The sequence below is a fragment of the Sphingosinicella rhizophila genome (genome assembly GCF_032378825.1).
In the GTDB taxonomy this organism is placed as follows: domain Bacteria; phylum Pseudomonadota; class Alphaproteobacteria; order Sphingomonadales; family Sphingomonadaceae; genus Allosphingosinicella; species Allosphingosinicella rhizophila.
In genome coordinates this window covers 83,938-101,834 of record NZ_JAVUPU010000002.1, presented here as the reverse complement: position 1 = coordinate 101,834, position 17,897 = coordinate 83,938, and the positions used below count along the sequence as shown (strand labels likewise).

Sequence of the window (17,897 nt, the reverse complement as noted above, 5' to 3'; positions counted from 1 at the left end):
GCCTGACTGGAAGCAATCACCGTTCCGCAGACGCCGGATCGGTCGCACTCACATTATCAGCATTGCCCGGAACGACACCGAGTTCCGCAAGAGGTTCGGTCGGCTGCGCTTCATTGCCGCCGCTATCCACCCTTTTCTGCTCGATCGTATTCGCCGTTATCGCTTCTTCCTCGCTGGGCCTTGTGAAGATGGCGGCCAGCAGGACAAAGACGAAAACGAAGGCAAGGCCGGTAAGGCCGATGCGAACGCGCTGCATGAAGCCGATACTCCCATGCCCCAAAGCGACATGGGTCTAACCGAAAGGTGCGTATTTGTCGAACCGCGGCTCACGACGCCTTGAAGACCATGGATGCCACGCAGCGGAACAAGGAGATGCATTTACGAGCCAGGATGCTGTCACGACATGTCGAACCTTGGGACAGTTTGCGAAACGCTCGCAAAACCCCTTGACCTTGGCTGCCGCACTCGCGAATTGGGCGCCATGAAAAAGCTTTTTATCCCTGCCGCCGCCCTTCTCGTCTTGGCCGGATGCGACAACGAGCCCGAAACCATCACCGGGGGCCTCAACGATCCCCAGGCCGAAGCGCTCAAGAATGCCGCTCCCGTTGAAGCACCACCGATGATCCAGGCGAGCCGGACCTATCGCTGCAAGGACAACAGCCTGCTCTATGTCGATTTCTATACCAATGATTCGGCCCGCGCCCGCACCAAGAGGGACGGTGAGACGACGGTCCTAACGGCCGTCGACGGCAAACCGCCTTATACGGCCGAAGGATGGTCGATCAGCGAGAATGCGGCGCAAGTCACCGTAACCGCGCCCGGCAAGGGCACGCAAAGCTGCAAGGCCTGAGCGCGCTGGCGCGTCCACGATAACAAGCAGCGCCTGATCAGGTGCTGCCGGAATCTGCGGCAAAGGCAGCCATACGCCGCTGCATTTCTTCTTCGGGCACGTCCTCGACATGGGTCGAAAGCGTCCAGCGATGGCCGAACGGATCGACCAGCGTGCCCGAACGGTCGCCGTAAAACTGGTCCTGAACCTCCCTTTCGACCTTCCCCCCCGCGGCAATGGCGCGCGGAAATGCAGCATCGACATCCTCGACATAGATCATCATCCCGGCCGTGCATCCACCGCGTGCCTTGGGACCCAATAAGCCCATATCGTGCATCTCGTCGGCCAGCATGACGACGGAATCGCCGATCCTTATTTCGGCATGGGCGATCCTGTCCCCCATAGGCAGCCTGAGCAGCTCTGTTGCGCCAAAGGCTTCCTTGTAGAAGCCGATCGCCGCATTGCCGTCGTCGACGATGACATAGGGAGTGACACTGTGATATCCGTCGGGAATTGGCTTCGCCATCAGCCTGTTCCTTGTGCTGATACTGGGGAGCCGGCAATATCTTCCCGGCGGGCGCGGGACGCAAGGCGAAAGGGCGCTTAGACAAGCTCCGCCTGCCCCGCTAAACGGCCGCCATGACCGAATCCATCACGCCCGAGATCGTCGCCGAGCACGGCCTTTCCCCCGAAGAATATGAGCATGTCCTCCATGCCATGGGACGCGAGCCGAACCTGACCGAGCTCGGCATCTTTTCGGTCATGTGGTCCGAACATTGCTCCTATAAGAGCTCGCGCATCCATCTGAAGAAACTTCCGACTACCGGGCCACAGGTGATCTGCGGCCCCGGCGAGAATGCAGGCGTGGTCGACATAGGCGATGGCCAGGCAGCAATCTTCAAGATGGAGAGCCACAACCACCCGAGCTATATCGAGCCCTTTCAGGGCGCCGCGACCGGAGTCGGCGGAATATTGCGCGACGTCTTCACGATGGGTGCCCGGCCCATCGCCAACCTGAACGCGCTCCGCTTCGGTCGTCCGGACCATCCCAAGATGCGACACCTGATCGCCGGCGTTGTTTCGGGAATCGGCGGCTACGGCAATTGCGTCGGCGTGCCCACGGTCGGTGGAGAAGTGAATTTCCATCGGGCCTATGACGGCAACATCCTGGTCAACGCGATGACCGTCGGCATCGCCCAGACCGATAAGATCTTCTATTCGGCCGCGTCGGGTGCCGGCAATCCGATCGTTTATGTGGGATCAAAGACCGGCCGCGACGGCATCCATGGCGCGACCATGGCCTCGGCCGATTTCTCGGAAGACAGCGAAGAAAAGCGCCCGACCGTCCAGGTCGGCGATCCCTTCACCGAGAAGTTGCTGATTGAGGCCTGTCTCGAGCTCATGGCATCAGATGCGATCGTGGCCATCCAGGACATGGGCGCCGCCGGCCTCACTTCATCGTCCGTGGAGATGGCCTCAAAAGGAGGGGTCGGCATTGAACTCGACATGAATAAAGTGCCTTGCCGCGAGGAAGGCATGACACCTTACGAGATGATGCTGTCCGAGTCGCAGGAGCGGATGCTGATGGTGCTGAAGCCTGGTCGCGAAGGCGAGGCAGAGGCAATCTTCCATAAATGGGAGCTGGATTTTGCCGTTATCGGCCGCGTGACCGAGACCGGCCATATGGTGCTGAGATGGAATGGAGAAATTGCCGCCGATATCCCGCTTGCGCCACTGGCAGACGAAGCGCCCTGTTACGAGCGCCCCTGGGTGCGGACGCCGGCGCCGGCGCCGCTCGACCCCGTCCCGACGGCGGGAAGCGCCGCCCAGGATCTAATCCGGCTTCTGGGCTCGCCCGATCTCGCCAGCCGCCGCTGGATCTGGGAGCAATATGATCACATGGTCGGCGCCGATACCGTCCAGCGCCCGGGCGGCGACGCCGCTTTGGTTCGCGTCCACGGGACCGAAAAGGCGCTTGCCATCTCTACCGACGTGACCCCCCGTTATTGTTTCGCCGATCCGTTCGAAGGCGGGAAACAGGCTATCGCGGAATGCTATCGCAACCTGACGGCTGTCGGGGCGAAGCCCCTGGCGACGACGGATTGCATGAACTTCGGCAACCCGCAGCGGCCGGAGATTATGGGACAATTCGTCGGTTGCATCGAGGGGATGGCCGAGGCTTGCCGCGTGCTCGACATGCCGATCGTGTCCGGCAATGTCAGCCTCTACAACGAGACCAAGAATGACGATGGAAGCGGGAGCGCGATCTTGCCGACGCCGGCAATCGGCGGCATCGGGCTGCTCGCGGACTGGCGCCGCTCGGCGCGCGTCGGCTTCGGGCAAGCCGGTGATGCCATATTCCTCGTCGGTGAGGCGGGAAATGGCCATCTCGGTCAATCGATCTGGCTGCGCGAGATTGCGGGGCGCGAAGAAGGTCCGCCACCGCCCGTCGATCTGGCCGCGGAAAAGAAGGCAGGAGACTTCGTCCGCGCCCTCATCGATCAAGGCCTGACGAGGAATGTCCATGACATATCCGATGGCGGGCTGTTGGTTGCGATCGCCGAAATGACGCTGGCCGGAGGAATCGGCGCGACGCTGGACGGCCCGGCAATTGCCGGACCGGGGGGCTGGTTCGGCGAGGATCAGGCGCGCTATGTCGTCACGGTTGCGGGCGACACCGAGGGGGCACTGCTCGACGCGGCAGGCCGGGCCGGAATCCAGATCACCCGTCTGGGCAATGTTGGCGGCGATGCACTCGTCCTGCCAGAGGGAGAAACTGTTCCGCTTGCCAGCCTCAGAACGGCGCATGAGGATTTCTTTCCCTCGCTGATGCGCGGTGAGCCCGCAATCGCCTGACCTTCGGGTTCGGCACGATTCACGTTTGCACGTTGCAGGCACTCCCGCCTGGATTTGATCGTTTGAGGTGGACGTGCTTCGCGCTTCCACCGATGACGTGGATCAGGCTCTACTCAAACGTTTAGCGACAGGCCTGTCGGCCGACCTCAGGGAAGACAGATGGAAACAGGCGCCCGCGTCGTCACACTGGACATCCTGCGCGGGGTCGCGGTGATGGGCATTCTTGCGATGAACATCATCGGCTTTTCAATGCCCGAACCGGCTTATTCCAATCCAGCCGCTTATGGGGGATCGACCGGCCTCGACCTCGCTGCCTGGACATTCAACTTCATCTTCGTCGACGGCAGGATGCGAGGCCTCTTCTCCTTCCTGTTCGGTGCCAGCCTGTTGTTGGTCATCGACCGGGCCGAAGCGAAAGGCGAAGATCCAGGCGCGGTCCATTTTCGCCGCATGGCCTGGTTGTTGCTGTTCGGCCTCCTACATTTCTGGCTCATCTGGTGGGGCGACATATTGGCCCATTACGCCATGATCGGCCTGGTCGCCTTCGCTTTCAGGCACCAGCCGGCCGGCAAGCTGGCCCTTTACGGTATCGGCTTCATCGCCATCGAGACGGCGCTGATGGCCTTGACCGGAGCGCGCTTCATCGAAGCCGCACGCGACGCCGCATCTTCCGAAACAGGAAGCCAGGCGATCCTTCGCTGGGAAGCGATGCGGTCCCAATTGGGTCCGCTCCCGCCCGCCGAACTTGACGCCGACCTCGCCCTTCACCGCGGCCCCTATCTTCCGCTCGTGATCGATCGGCTTCACAATTCAACCTCGCTGGTCAACAGCTTGACGTTCGTCGGGCCGGAAACATTGGGCTACATGCTGATGGGCATGGCGGGGTTGAAAAGCGGCTTCCTCACCGGCGCATGGGAAGCCGCGCGATACCGAAGATGGGCAACGATCGGATTCGCCGTCGCCACGCCTTCGTTCGGGATCCTCGCCGTGCTGATCATCCGATCAGGCTTCGACCCTGCTTTGGTAGCCGCACTGTCGCTTGGCGCCACCACGCCGCTCAGACCAATCATGATCGTTGCACTCGCAGCCCTTATCATCCTGATTTCGGGACATGGTCGGGCTTGGTCCGGTCTGATCGCTGCCGTGGGACGCGCCGCCTTCACCAATTATCTGGCGACCAGCATGGTGATGACGACCTTCTTCTATGGATATGGCTTCGGCCTTTACGGCCGAATGGGTCGTGCCGAAGTCTATCTGCCGGTTCTGGCAATGTGGTTGCTGATCCTGGTGTGGAGCAAGCTCTGGCTCGACCATTTTCGCTACGGACCACTCGAATGGCTGTGGCGGAGCCTCGCCCGTGGCGCATTTCAGCCGATGCGAAGGGCTTGAACGCCCGCTCTGTTCAAATGTTTATACGATCCCGTCGGCCGCAGGACGGCGCTGGCGGAGAGGATTTGCCTCCTTTTCGAGCTGCTCGATCGTGCTGAGATAGAGCGGCCGGAGCTTGGCAACTTCGGGAATGAGATCGTCCGGGAAGAGGCGCATCTCCACAGATCGCCGGCCTTCGATTTCGATCAGCTCGGCCAGGTCGCCCAGCGGATCGGCACCGAACTGCCGGGCTTCCGACTTGAGCGTATGGGCTGGTATCACCAGGGCCACGGCGTCGCGGCGCTGCATCGCTTCTTCGATCCTGGCCACGGCCTTTTCCCCATCCTCCCGGAAATAGCTGAGAATGCGAACGAAAGCCGCGCCGAGTTCGGTCCGCGTTCGGGAAAAGACTTCCCAGTCGACGCTCGCGTCGAAATCATCGGTCATATTGTCCACGGCGTCATCTATAAGGCGATGGGGTAAACAGCCGGTTGACGGCTCGCCTCATTCGTATGTCGAAGGGAAGAATTTCATTGTCGGCGAGCGATGGCCCGGCACGCCGCGGTCAAAGCCTGGCGATGGTACCGGATCACCAACCAATATCCGGTCGCGGCGGTCTATTTGGCATGCTTTCGGCTGAGACGGATGGCGGTCAAGCGGCCATTGCAGCCGGCGCGTCCTCGATCGCCGTGTTCATCACTCACGTGTCGAACGGGTTGCGCGCGGCGCGGGCGGTCAGACGCACCGGCACCGCACCGAATCCGAGCTCCTTGCGCATGCCATTGACCAGATAGCGCAAATAACTGTCAGGCAGCTGATCGACCCTGGTCCCAAAGATCACGAAGCTCGGCGGCCGGGTGCTGACCTGGGTAATATAGCGGAGCTTGATCCGCCGGCCACTAGGCGCAGGTGGCGGGTTGCGTTCGATCGCTTCCTCGAACCAGCGGTTGAGCTGGCCGGTGGACACCCGCTTGGACCAGGTTTCCCGCGTCTCGAAGGCGACGGCCAGCAGCTGATCGAGCCCCTTCCCGGTTTTGCCCGATACGGTGAGCAGCGGCACGCCCCGCGCCTGGCTCAGTCCTTCCTCCAGAGCAGCCTTGATGCCGTTGAACAACGCGCTCTGGCCCTCCGCCACGTCCCACTTGTTGATGGCGATGACAAGCGCCCGTCCTTCCTTGAGGACATTGTCGGCTATCCTCAAATCCTGCGCCTCCAGGCCACGCGTGCCATCCAGCAGCAAAACGACGACTTCGGCAAAATCGACCGCGCGCCGGGCGTCGGCGACGGACAATTTCTCCAATTTGTCCTCGACCTTGGCTTTCTTGCGCATCCCGGCCGTGTCGATCAGGCGCACCGGCCGGACCTGACCATCCGGCGCGGTCCACACCCAGTCGATCGCGATCGAATCGCGGGTGATGCCCGCCTCCGGGCCGGTGATCAGCCTGTCCTGGCTGAGGATGCGGTTGATGAGGGTAGACTTGCCGGCATTGGGGCGGCCGACGATGGCGAGCTTGAGCGGCCCCTCTTCGTCGCCCTCATCCGCATCATCGTCGCCATCGCGTTCGATATAGGGACGCAAATGCTCGAACAGGTCGACCACGCCTTCACCATGCTCGGCGCTCATCGGGATCGGCTCGCCCAGGCCCAGGGCCCAGGATTCGAGAACGCCGCTTTCCCCTGCTTTGCCTTCCGCCTTGTTGGCGGCCAGGATGACGGGCGTGGTCTCGCTCCGCAGCCAGCGGGCGATTTCCTCATCGAGCGGCGTCAGCCCGGCCCGGGCATCGATCAGGAACAAGGCGGCGTCGGCCTCGCGCACTGCCGCCATCGTCTGCGTGCGCATCCTGCCAGGAAGCGTCACCGGATCCTCATCCTCATATCCGGCCGTGTCGATCACCCGGAAATCCAGCCCGAGCAAGGTGGCGTCGCCCTCTCGGCGATCCCGTGTCACGCCGGGACGATCGTCCACGAGCGCCAATTTCCGACCGACGAGCCGGTTGAACAAGGTCGACTTACCGACATTGGGCCGGCCGACGATCGCGACGAGGGGCAGCTTGGCCATGACGCCAGCCCTGCCCATTCAGCCGGTTAGGGTCAACCGAACGTTGATCGTTTCAGCGGCACCCAAAGCACCAATATGTTCCCGGCTTCGACCCACCGGTCGCGAAGCGCAGGATCGGCGCCGGTCACCGCCAGGCGGTGAGCTGTCCATTATCGTGCAGAATGTAGAGGGTGTTGTTGGCCACAGCCGGCTGCAGCGATATCGGATCCTTGGTGTTGACGATCGACTGGATCGCCCCATCGGTAGGCGAGACGTTGACCAGATGCCCGACCGAACTCGCCAGGATAAGCCTGTCCCCGGCCAGGATCGGTCCCACCCAACTGATCGGGCCCTTCTTATCCTCTTCATCGCGGTAGCGAAGGAGTTGGGTCATCCAGCGGACCTTGCCGGTGGCACGGGCGATGGCGAGCAGCTTGGCCTGATCGGTGACCACGAAGATCCATTCCCCGGCGACCCAGGGAGTCGCAATGCCGGCGGCGTTGATTTCCCACACGCGCTGGCCCGTATTGAGCTCCATGGCGACCATGCGGCCGCCCTGGCCGATCGCATAGACCCTGCCATTGTCGATGACCGGATCGGCATCGATGTCGGACAGCGTGCCGACCGCCGTTGAGATGCTGGTGCGCGCCAGTGCATCCTGCCAGACGACCCGGCCATTTTCGTAGCGATAGGCATTGAGTTCGCCGGAAGAGAATCCGGCGACCACCGTGCCTTGCGATGCAGCTGGAGCAGCCGTCCCGAACACACCCGCCAGTTCCACGGTTCCCGAGCCTGTCCAGCGAAGCTTGCCGTCAGCGGGATTCAGGGCGTAAAGCTGATTGTCCTGGCTCACCACATAGACATTGTCGTTGGCGATGGTTGGCGCACCGCGCAACGGGCCGCCCGGCTGAACCCGCCAGATCACCGCGCCATTGCTGGCATCCAGCGCGACGACATGGCCCAATCCGCTGGTGGCATAGACGCGGCCGCCGTCAAAGCTGACGCCGCCGCCGAACAGCGAGCCCGAATTCTCGCCGTCGACACCCACGCGGGTTCTCCACAAGGTGGCGCCATTTTCCGGGCTGATCGCGCGCACTTCGGCCTGGGTGTCGATTGTGAAGATCTTGCCGCCGCCGACCACGGGACCGGCACCCAATCTGCCCTTGGTCGAGCTGCCCTCGCCGATGCTGACCGACCAGACCTGGCCAACCGCAGTGCCTAGCGAGACATGGGTCATCGACTTTGCGGCATTGCCGCCAAGCTGCGCCCAATCCGTGTTGGTGACGGCCGGGGGGATGCTGACTGGAATTCCCGCGAGCGCGGGATCGACTTCGATGGACGCTTCGGTGCCGAGCACCGAGATCCGTTCGCCGACCGTCGGGGTCGTGGGACCCTTCTTGCCCTTGATGATGCCGCAGCCGCTAAGAATGGAGATAGCCGCCAGGGCGATCACTACTCGCTTCATGTAGGTCATTCCTTCACTGGGTTCGCCGGCTCCTGGATCGCGTCAACGCCCAGCGACCCCGCCATCTGCACGGCACGGGAGCGAAGCGATTCCGGAACAGCCTCATCCTTCGCCAATGCGGCGAAAATGGGAGCGGCAAGCTGAGGTTTGTTCTGCTTGATATGCGCGATGGCAACCATTTCGCCGGCGCTGCCGAACCAGGGATTGCCTGCCTTGGCGAGTGGGCGCAGGCGGCTGATGACTACGTCCGGATCGAGCGTGTCGAATTGAAGAGCTGTCATCCGCACCAAAGCGAGATTGCGATAGGCCTCCGGCAGATCCGGGTCGTCCGCAACCGTCCTGAAAGCCGCGATCGCAGCATCCTGATTGCCTGCATCGATGGCAAGATCCGCCTTGGTCAAGGTCGCGACTGCCTGGTAACCTATAGAATCCGACTTCGCGAGGCGATCGAGCTTCGCGCCTGCTTCCTTGCGCCTGCCCGCCTGGATATCATCGAATACCGCGATCATCGCCTCGCCATTCTTGCCGGCGGCGACCTTCTGGTTGTGCTGCCAGTAGAGGAAGCCCCCAAGGCCCGCGAGCAACAGCACCACTCCGACGATCATCGCCTTGCCGTAACGGTGCCAATAGCCCGTCAGCTGCGCGCGCCTGACCTCCTCGTCGACTTCGCGATAGAAGGCTTCATTATCCTTGGGCTTGATCGCCAATCTAATTCTCCAAACACCGCGCCGGTCCCGCCTTTTTCCCACAGCTTCGCACGAACAAGGGATCGCGAAGATGAACGGATTGATCGGCGCCCGGAATTTGCCCTCGCGCACCCTCTACCGGGGCAGCGGCTCGAACGGAAGGGGCTTCACTTTTTCGACCGGTAGATTTGCTCCTCGCCGGGAAAGCCGCGATTGCGCACTTCATCGGCATAAGCGGCGGCGGCGGCGGTGACGCGACCCGCCAGATCGTCATAGCGCTTGACGAAACGGGGCGTACGCTCGAACAATCCCATCATATCCTCGGTGACAAGTACCTGCCCGTCGCAGCTTGCCGAGGCGCCGATACCGATGGTCGGGCAAGCGACGGCGCGGGTCGCTTCCGCCGCAATTTCTTCCATCACCCCTTCCAGGACGAGCAGGAAGCAGCCCGCCTCCGATACCGCACGCGCGTCGGCGAGTATCTTGTCAGATTCTGCCTCGTCACGGCCGCGCGCGCGATATCCGCCGAGCATGTTCACCGCCTGCGGAGTGAGGCCGACATGGCCGATGACGGGAATGCCCCGGGCTGTCAGGAAGGCGATCGTTTCCGCCATCGCCTCGCCGCCCTCGAGCTTGACGGCCGCCGCACCTGTTTCCTTCAGGATACGGGCCGCGCTCTCAAATGCCTGTTGCGGGTTCGCCTCATAGGAGCCGAACGGCATGTCCACGGCCACCACCGAGTGCCAGGATCCCCGCACTACTGCCGCGCCATGCGCACACATCATCTCCATGGTCACCGGGACTGTCGTCGGCAGTCCGTAAATGACCTGACCGAGGCTGTCTCCCACCAGCAATATGTCGCAATGCGGATCGAGCAGTTGCGCCATCCGCATCGTATAGGCGGTCAGCATGACGATGGGTTCCCTGCCTTTCATCTCCCGCAATTTCGGGACAGTCAGCCTTTTCATCGGCGTGGGCGAAGGATTGGCGCGGCTGGTGGAAGTGTCGATAGTGTAGGTGGACATGATTTCTGCCTGATGATTGCAGCACGAGGCGGCGCCGGCGGCCCGCTTCACCCTATTAATCACTCCTTTGCTGCAACGCAAAAAGCATCCTGCCATGCCCTCCATTAATGGTTAACGAGTTTCGGCTAGGGCGCAGCGATGACCAGTTCCACGCTCTCCATGGAAGCGGCGCCTAGAAAGCGGTTCCAGCCCTTCAGCCGGGAAGCGATCCAGTTCGCTCTGATCGTCGGCCTGCTACCGAACCTTTTCTTCCTGGTGGCCATGCCCTTCTACATTGCCGAGCGCCTGCTCGCGCCATTGCTTTTTCTGGTCGCCGGTCTCCTGGCCTTCGTTGTGCCCCGGTGGGCCATTTATCTGCTGTTCCTCGTCGCCGCGTTCGTGGATCTCGGACTGATCATTGCCACGGCCTTCCATCTCCCCGTCGGCACGGCGCTCAAGTCCATGCGCTACATGGCCTCGATCGACGTCGGCGCCTCGAGTTTCTACCTGGCGGTGGTGACAATCATGATCGGAACGGCCTTGGCGACCGCCTGGCTGATGGCTCGAAACCGCGCCCGGCTCAGGAATGTCTCCCCGGTTCCGGCGACTATCGCCGCCTTGCTGCTGATGCTGCTCGATTTGAGCGCCAATTTCCCCTTTGTCGAAGGCAGGTCGGACGGCCTCCCTTTTGACAGTGCGATCAGCCGTACCGGTCTTACGGCGGACAGAGTCGCAGCGAATGGAAACAATCTTCTCGTCGTGCTGGTCGAAGGAATGGGCGCCTTCGCCGATCCGGCCGACCGGGGACTCATCACCCGGTCGTTGCGCCTCGCGGCCAACCGATCCGGCTATCGATTCGAGACCGGGACCACGCATTATTCGGGATCGACGACGGGCGGGGAATCGCGGGAGCTCTGCGGACGGTGGGGCGATTATGTCGATTATCTGCCGAAAGGGGATTATGACTGCCTGCCTCGCCGGTTGGCCAGGAAAGGCTATCAAAGCATCGCCTATCACGGCTTCGTCCCGTCCATGTTCTCCCGCGATCACTGGTATCCGCAGATCGGCTTCGCCCGCTTGAACTTCAAAAAGGATATATTGCGCGACCATGGCAGGTTGACGCCTTCGTCCTGCGGCAGTGTCTTCCTGGGCCTGTGCGACAATGAGGTCGCGAGCGTCGTGCGGCGCGAGCTGACGGCTCCGTCAAGACAGCCGAAATTCGTCTATTGGCTGACGCTCAATTCCCACGTCCCGTTCGTCCCGAAGACGAGGGGCGGACTGGGTTGTTCCGGTGCCCGTCCCCGCATCGACAATCGAACCGTGTGCCAGCTCGGCGAATATTGGGTTGAGGTGATGGAGCAGGTGGCGGCGATCGCAAGCGATCCCGCGCTGCCGCCCACCGACATCCTCATCGTCGGCGACCATCACACGCCATTGTGGGAACGCGCCGCCAAGAACAAATTCCTGCTCGGCAAGGTCGATTGGTTCCTGCTTCGCCATCAAAGGCCGGTTCAGCGGATCAACGCCGGAAACAGCGCCGATCGTGATCGTTGACGATGCCGACGGCTTGCATCCACGCATAGACGATGGTGGGGCCGACGAATTTGAAGCCGCGCTTCTTCATCGTCGTTGAAATCCGTTCGGACAGTGGCGAGGAGGCGACAGGCGTGCCAGCGCCGCACAGTACCTGCCCGTCGGTGAAGGACCAGCAGAAGTCGGTGAAGCTCTCGCCGCCATCTTCCATGTCGCAATAGATTTGAGCGCCCCGGATGGTTGCCTCGATCTTGGCGCGCGCGCGTACGATCCCGGCATCGCCCATCAGCCGAACCACGTCCGCCTCCCCGAATCGCGCGACCTGCGCGGGATCGAACTCGGCGAACGCCGCGCGAAAGGCTGTCCGCTTGCGGAGTATGATGATCCAGGCAAGGCCGGCCTGGAACCCTTCCAGCATCAGCATTTCCCACAGCATGCGGCCGTCGCGCTGAGGGACGCCCCATTCCTCGTCATGATAAGTCCGCATCAGCGGATCCCCTTGTGCCCAGGCACAGCGAACGGGCTGGCCGGCAATCATGTCGTCTGTCATCCCTCTTTGTCGCGCCGCGCGGCGCAGGACGTCAACGATTGTCTGCGACGCTGACGCCCAAGCGTAGGGGAGGGTTGACCAAGGAGGTGGCTGCAGCGTTCCTTCGCCGAACGCTCCGCCGACAGGCAGTTGAAGGCGCAACCTTGCACCCAGCAGCTCCCGACGATCGATGTCGAGCTGCGGCGGGTTCAAGCCGTGCGATAGATCTGCGCCACAGCGCCCCCCGGAAAGGCCTTCGAACTGACCAGCTCGAGAGGCGCCGGTGCGGCAAGGTCGGAAAATAAGGGCCGGCCTTGACCGAGCGCCACGGGGGCGACGAGCAGGGTGAACTGGTCGATCAGTCCGTGGGCGACGAGACTTCGGGCGAAGCCGACTCCGCCATGGGCTATGATCGGCTTGCCCTCTTGGGCTTTCAGCATCGCGATCTCGTCGGCCAAATTGCCGCTCGCCACATAAGCCTCCGCCCAGCTGTTCGCGCCGGGCTGCGGCTCCGCGGATTGTCCCTTCCCCGCCTTGGCACGTGCCTCACCGAGCGCCGCCGTCAGGTTCGCCTTCTGCAAGATAGCCGGTCCCTGTCGTGAAAAGACCGCCTTCGGAATTTGGTTCATCGGCGGCGCGAACATGTCGGTGGAGGTAGGCCAATAAGCGGCCATGTCATGGAAGGTGCGGCTGCCCATGATGTGGAGTCCGGCCTGCCCGATCGCCTCGACAGCCCAGGCCTTCGCCTCTTCGTCGGTGCCGAACATCCATCCATTTCGGCCATCCAGGTCGCTGACGAAGCCGTCGACCGAGATAGCCATCTTCAGGATCAGGTCTCTCATGGCACCCTCCTCGCGACGGATCCTGCCCGCGGCCGGAACAGATAGACAAGCTTTCGCCGGGGGCCCGAGCCTATTCGCTTATTCCCACTCGATCGTGCCAGGCGGTTTCGACGTATAATCATAGACCACCCGATTGATGCCGCGCACTTCGTTGATGATGCGCGTGGCGGTCCGGCTGAGGAATGCAGCGTCGAACGGATAGATGTCGGCCGTCATGCCGTCGGTCGACGTCACCGCCCTGAGCGCGCAGACATTGTCATAGGTGCGTCCGTCACCCATCACGCCCACCGTCTTGACCGGCAGGAGCACGGCGAAGGCCTGCCAGATCGCGTCGTAGAGCCCGGCATTCCTGATCTCTTCGAGATAGATGCTATCGGCCTTGCGGAGGATATCGCAGCGCTCCTTGGTGACTTCGCCCGGGATGCGGATGGCGAGGCCGGGGCCCGGAAAAGGATGCCGGCCGACAAAGGCTTTGGGCAGTCCAAGCTCGCGGCCCAATGCGCGGACCTCGTCCTTGAACAATTCCCGCAGCGGCTCGATGAGCTTCATGTTCATCCGCTCCGGAAGTCCGCCGACATTGTGATGACTCTTGATCGTCACCGATGGCCCGCCGGTGAAGCTGACACTTTCGATCACATCGGGATAGAGAGTGCCCTGGGCAAGGAACTCGGCGCCGCCAATCTTTCCTGCCTCCTCCTCGAATATGTCGATGAAGGTCTTGCCGATGAACTTCCGCTTGGCTTCCGGATCCGTGACTCCTGCGAGGCCGCCCAGGAAAAGCGCTTCGGCATCGGCATGGACGAGCGGGATATTGTAATGATTGCGGAACAGGCTGACGACCTGCTCGGCCTCGTTGGCCCGCATCAGTCCATGGTCGACGAACACGCAGGTCAGCTGATCCCCGATCGCTTCATGGATGAGGACAGCCGCCACGGCGCTGTCGACACCCCCGGACAAGCCGCAAATTACGCGCCCGCTGCCAACCTGCTCCTTGATCTCGGCGATCTTCGCTTCGCGGAATTCGGCCATGGTCCAATCACCGGCGAGCCCGCAGACATGACGGACGAAATTGGCGAGCAGCTTGCCGCCGTCGGGGGTGTGGACGACCTCCGGATGGAACATCAGGCTGAAGAAACGACGCGCCTCGTCGGTGGCGACGGCATAAGGTGCACCTTCGGATCGCGCAGCGACGCTGAACCCATCCGGCAAGGCTTCGACCCGATCGCCATGACTCATCCAGACCTGGTGCGATTCGCCCGGCTTCCACAGACCGTCGAACAGGACGGAATCGGATACGATCTCGATGAAAGCGCGGCCGAATTCCCGATTGTCGGAAGGGGCCACCCGGCCCCCGAGCTGATGTGCCATCGTCTGCTGCCCATAGCAGATGGCGAGAATAGGAATTCCGGCGCCGAAGAAATGCTGCGGCGCCCGCGGGCTATCGTCCCACATGACCGAAGACGGACCGCCGGACAGGATGATACCCTTGGGACGGAGCCTCTCAAAGGCTTCGTCCGCGCGGTTGAACGGCGCGATCTCGCTATAGACTCCCGCCTCCCGCACCCGCCGCGCGATGAGTTGCGTCACCTGGCTGCCGAAATCGACGATCAGGACGGAATCGGAAGGCTGGACGGTCATGGATCTGGTTGGCCCTGATGCAAAAAATATGCGCGCGATCCCTAAGGTTCGCGCGCATATCTGTCCAGCAAAGCCCCGGCGGAGAACATTACGCCCGCCGGACCTGCCGGCGCCTAGTAGCGATCGCGGACGCGGAAATGGGTGATCCGGCCGTTGCTGCGGGCTGTGCAGGTGAAGCTGTCACGATCCCGTCGGTCATGGTCGTAGCGTCCATAATCCCGGTCGTAGCGACGATCATAGCCGCGGTCGTAGCGGTCATAGCCGCCCTCGATGACGCCGCGGACGCGATAGCTGTTGTTGCTGCGTCGATCGACGTCCAGGATCCGAACCCGGCCACGACCATAGCGGTCGGCCTCGCGGCCACACGCGTTGACGGCATTGCTATACCCGTAGCGGTAGCGGTCACGATAACCGTAACCATAACGCCTGCCGTCGCTGTCGAGAGCCGAGGCGATGGCAACGGCCCCGCCCAGGATCGCCACGCCGGCAATGACGTCGCCGGCATCGATGCCGCGGTCACGGTCATGGCGCCACTGCGCCTGGGCTGGCGCGGCCATCGGTACGCTGAGCATGGCTGCTGCGGCAGCGCCAGCGATGAATGTAGAAAAAGCCTTCATGGCAAACCTCCTGTCGAACAACTCGCCCTCGAAACATGTGGGCTATGTTCGTTCTAGAAGGTTCGGACTGAGCCGGTCCTGAACTCGATCGTAGGACCCCGTTCATTTTCAGACTCCTGGAGCTGAACGATGTGAGAGAAGATCAACCGTCATCTGATCCATCGCTCCGCTTTGCGGCGCCGGAAAGCCGCACCAGATGAGTGTCATGACACTGATGGAGAACGTCAAGCCGACCGAGAACCCATTGTGGCCGGATCTCGCTGGCGAGGATCAGCCTCTGCCGGCTCGTTATTGTGGGCGATCGGCACCTGTCTTTGCGTATCACCCACAAAAGAGAAAGGGCCTCGCGAAGGAGGCCCTTTCATATTGCACTCGCTGGACTGAACCGGCCGCGCGAAGATCTCAGGCCGCTTCGTCGAAGTCAGCTTCGCCGCCTTGAACCGGCCCGGAATCCTGCCCTTTCGCACTGACGTCACGATCAACCAGTTCGATGATCGCGATCGGCGCCGCGTCGGAAGCGCGAATACCGGCCTTGATGATGCGGGCGTAACCGCCGGGGCGATCCGCGTAACGCGGCGCCAGCACGTCGAACAATTTCTTGAGCTGGGTATCGTCGAGCAACCGAGCGTGGGCGAGGCGACGATTCGAGAGGCCACCCTTCTTGGCAAGCGTGATCAGCTTTTCGACATAGGGGCGAAGTTCCTTCGCCTTGGCGGTCGTGGTGGTGATCTGCTCATGCTTGATGAGCGCAGCCGCCATGTTGCGGAACAAGGCCGCTCGGTGGCTAGAGGTGCGCTGCAGCTTCCTGCCGGCGACGCGATGACGCATATTCTTCTTCCTTAAGTTCGTTCGGGGGCCGTATCAGGTACCCCGGACCAGGCGGCAAAGAAGGGGCGCCGCCCAAACCCCAGTGGAGCTCGGGCCGAAGTACGACTTCGGCCCGATATTCTAGCCCATGAGCTCCTGTTCGAGCTTCTTGGCCATTTCTTCGATATTCTCCGGCGGCCATCCGGGGATGTCCATGCCGAGCCTCAAGCCCATGGAGGAAAGAACCTCCTTGATCTCGTTGAGGCTCTTGCGGCCGAAATTCGGGGTGCGGAGCATCTCGGCCTCGGTCTTCTGCACCAGATCGCCGATATAGATGATATTGTCGTTCTTCAGGCAGTTCGCCGAACGGACGCTGAGCTCCAATTCGTCCACCTTCTTGAGCAGATAGCGGTTGAGCTGGTTGGCGTCGCTTTCCGTATCGGCGGCCGACGGCGCGGCCATGCCGGCCATGGTCGGCACGGCAACCATGCCTTCGTCGAAATGGACGAAGAGCTGCAGCTGATCCTGAAGGATGCGCGCGGCATAAGCGAGCGCATCGTCCGGCGTGATGGTGCCGTCGGTCTCGACCGTCAGCGTCAGCTTGTCATAATCGAGCTCCTGGCCGACGCGGGTATTTTCGACTTTGTAGCTGACCTGGCGAACCGGCGAATAAAGCGCGTCGATCGGGACGAGACCGATCGGCGCATCGACCGGACGGTTCGAAGCGGCGGCGACATAGCCTTTGCCGACTTCGGCGGTGAGCTCCATGTTGAGCGTCGCGCCTTCGTCCAGGTGGCAGATGACCAGATCCGGATTCATCACTTCGATGTCGCCCGAGGTAGCGATCTGCTTGGCGGTAACCTCGCCCGGGCCGGTGGCGCTCAATTGCAGCCGCTTGGGCTGGTCGCCTTCCATGCGGAGTGCGATCTGCTTCACGTTGAGGACGATATCCGTCACATCCTCGCGCACGCCCTGGAGCGACGAGAATTCGTGCAGCACGCCTTCGATTCGCATGGAGGTGACCGCAGCACCCTGGAGCGACGAGAGGAGGACGCGCCGCAGCGAGTTGCCGAGCGTCAGGCCGAAGCCGCGCTCAAGCGGTTCGGCGACGAACGTCGCCTTGCGCCTGCTGTCGCCGCCCGCTTTCTTCTCGAGGGCATTGGGCTTCTTCATTTCCTGCCAGTTTTTTGCGTTGACGGCCATGATCTTCCCTTGGCTTTGGCGGGGATCTGTCCCCGCCGTTATATCTTCAAAAGCGACAAAGGCTGCGATCCGCAGCCTCTGCCTCAAACGCGGCGACGCTTGGACGGACGAACGCCATTGTGCGGGATCGGGGTCACGTCGCGGATCGACGTGATCTGGAAGCCGACCGCCTGCAGCGCGCGCAGTGCCGATTCGCGACCCGAACCCGGGCCCTTCACTTCCACCTCGAGCGTGCGGACGCCATGTTCCGCCGCCTTCTTGCCTGCATCTTCCGCGGCGACCTGGGCGGCATAGGGGGTCGACTTGCGGCTCCCCTTGAAGCCCATCATGCCGGCCGACGACCATGCAATTGCATTGCCCTGCGCGTCGGTGATGGTGATCATCGTATTGTTGAAGCTGGCGTTCACATGCGCGACGCCGGCGGTGATGTTCTTGCGCTCGCGCCGACGAAGGCGCTGAGGTTCGCGTGCCATATCCTAATC

General features: G+C 62.3%; 18 protein-coding genes. 4 read left to right on the top strand and 14 right to left on the bottom strand.

The window, feature by feature from the left end:
- Positions 1-16 precede the first annotated feature (16 nt).
- Positions 17-256, bottom strand: coding sequence for a hypothetical protein (locus tag RQX22_RS03595; RefSeq protein ID WP_315723743.1), 240 nt, complete (start codon positions 254-256; stop codon positions 17-19).
- Positions 257-481: 225 nt separating this feature from the next.
- Here RQX22_RS03595 and RQX22_RS03590 point away from each other — a divergent pair, with 225 nt between their 5' ends.
- A complete protein-coding gene (locus RQX22_RS03590; RefSeq protein WP_315723742.1) occupies positions 482-850 on the top strand; it encodes a YajG family lipoprotein in 369 nt (122 codons plus the stop codon).
- Positions 851-887: 37 nt separating this feature from the next.
- On the opposite strand, the gene RQX22_RS03585 is transcribed toward RQX22_RS03590, so the two are convergent.
- Complete coding sequence (locus tag RQX22_RS03585) at positions 888-1,355, bottom strand: VOC family protein (protein ID WP_315723741.1); 468 nt, start codon at positions 1,353-1,355, stop codon at positions 888-890.
- Between the two features lie 113 nt (positions 1,356-1,468).
- Here RQX22_RS03585 and purL point away from each other — a divergent pair, with 113 nt between their 5' ends.
- Positions 1,469-3,685: a phosphoribosylformylglycinamidine synthase subunit PurL gene (gene purL / locus RQX22_RS03580; protein ID WP_315723740.1), complete on the top strand. Its 2,217-nt coding sequence runs from the start codon at positions 1,469-1,471 to the stop codon at positions 3,683-3,685.
- 159 nt (positions 3,686-3,844) lie between these two features.
- Complete coding sequence (locus RQX22_RS03575; RefSeq protein ID WP_315723739.1) at positions 3,845-5,074, top strand: DUF418 domain-containing protein; 1,230 nt, start codon at positions 3,845-3,847, stop codon at positions 5,072-5,074.
- A 21-nt stretch (positions 5,075-5,095) separates the two neighbouring features.
- Here the strand turns inward: RQX22_RS03575 and RQX22_RS03570 are convergent, their stop codons facing one another.
- The 5 genes from RQX22_RS03570 to panB form a co-directional block, all read right to left on the bottom strand.
- Complete coding sequence (locus tag RQX22_RS03570; protein ID WP_315723738.1) at positions 5,096-5,500, bottom strand: Hpt domain-containing protein; 405 nt, start codon at positions 5,498-5,500, stop codon at positions 5,096-5,098.
- A gap of 253 nt (positions 5,501-5,753) precedes the next feature.
- Positions 5,754-7,112 (bottom strand): ribosome biogenesis GTPase Der, encoded by a 1,359-nt coding sequence (gene der / locus RQX22_RS03565; RefSeq protein WP_315723737.1) that lies wholly within the window; start codon positions 7,110-7,112, stop codon positions 5,754-5,756.
- A gap of 124 nt (positions 7,113-7,236) precedes the next feature.
- The gene (locus RQX22_RS03560) at positions 7,237-8,556 is read right to left on the bottom strand and encodes an outer membrane protein assembly factor BamB family protein (protein ID WP_315723736.1); all 1,320 of its coding nucleotides are present in this window, start codon (positions 8,554-8,556) and stop codon (positions 7,237-7,239) included.
- A gap of 5 nt (positions 8,557-8,561) precedes the next feature.
- Positions 8,562-9,263, bottom strand: a complete 702-nt coding sequence (locus tag RQX22_RS03555; protein ID WP_315723735.1) for a tetratricopeptide repeat protein — start codon at positions 9,261-9,263, stop codon at positions 8,562-8,564.
- Positions 9,264-9,409: 146 nt separating this feature from the next.
- On the bottom strand, positions 9,410-10,267 hold the full coding sequence (gene panB, locus RQX22_RS03550; RefSeq protein ID WP_410001591.1) for a 3-methyl-2-oxobutanoate hydroxymethyltransferase: 858 nt from the start codon (positions 10,265-10,267) through the stop codon (positions 9,410-9,412).
- A gap of 138 nt (positions 10,268-10,405) precedes the next feature.
- On the opposite strand from panB, the gene RQX22_RS03545 reads away from it, so the two are divergent.
- Positions 10,406-11,800, top strand: a complete 1,395-nt coding sequence (locus RQX22_RS03545; protein ID WP_315723734.1) for a sulfatase-like hydrolase/transferase — start codon at positions 10,406-10,408, stop codon at positions 11,798-11,800.
- Here RQX22_RS03545 and RQX22_RS03540 read toward each other — a convergent pair.
- The 7 genes from RQX22_RS03540 to rpsK form a co-directional block, all read right to left on the bottom strand.
- Positions 11,766-12,329 carry a DNA-3-methyladenine glycosylase I gene (locus RQX22_RS03540; RefSeq protein WP_315723733.1) on the bottom strand — a complete coding sequence of 188 codons (564 nt, stop codon included), beginning with the start codon at positions 12,327-12,329 and terminating at the stop codon, positions 11,766-11,768. The genes RQX22_RS03545 and RQX22_RS03540 overlap by 35 nt on opposite strands.
- Positions 12,330-12,517: 188 nt before the next feature.
- A complete protein-coding gene (locus tag RQX22_RS03535; RefSeq protein WP_315723732.1) occupies positions 12,518-13,150 on the bottom strand; it encodes a dihydrofolate reductase family protein in 633 nt (210 codons plus the stop codon).
- Positions 13,151-13,228: 78 nt separating this feature from the next.
- Complete coding sequence (gene guaA / locus RQX22_RS03530; protein WP_315723731.1) at positions 13,229-14,788, bottom strand: glutamine-hydrolyzing GMP synthase; 1,560 nt, start codon at positions 14,786-14,788, stop codon at positions 13,229-13,231.
- A 113-nt stretch (positions 14,789-14,901) separates the two neighbouring features.
- Positions 14,902-15,405, bottom strand: coding sequence for a hypothetical protein (locus RQX22_RS03525; protein WP_315723729.1), 504 nt, complete (start codon positions 15,403-15,405; stop codon positions 14,902-14,904).
- Between the two features lie 402 nt (positions 15,406-15,807).
- Positions 15,808-16,233 (bottom strand): 50S ribosomal protein L17, encoded by a 426-nt coding sequence (rplQ, locus tag RQX22_RS03520; RefSeq protein WP_315723727.1) that lies wholly within the window; start codon positions 16,231-16,233, stop codon positions 15,808-15,810.
- Between the two features lie 120 nt (positions 16,234-16,353).
- Entirely contained in the window at positions 16,354-17,415 is a 1,062-nt protein-coding gene (locus RQX22_RS03515; RefSeq protein WP_315723725.1) for a DNA-directed RNA polymerase subunit alpha, read from the bottom strand.
- A gap of 83 nt (positions 17,416-17,498) precedes the next feature.
- A complete protein-coding gene (gene rpsK, locus RQX22_RS03510; RefSeq protein ID WP_019831586.1) occupies positions 17,499-17,888 on the bottom strand; it encodes a 30S ribosomal protein S11 in 390 nt (129 codons plus the stop codon).
- Positions 17,889-17,897 lie beyond the last annotated feature (9 nt).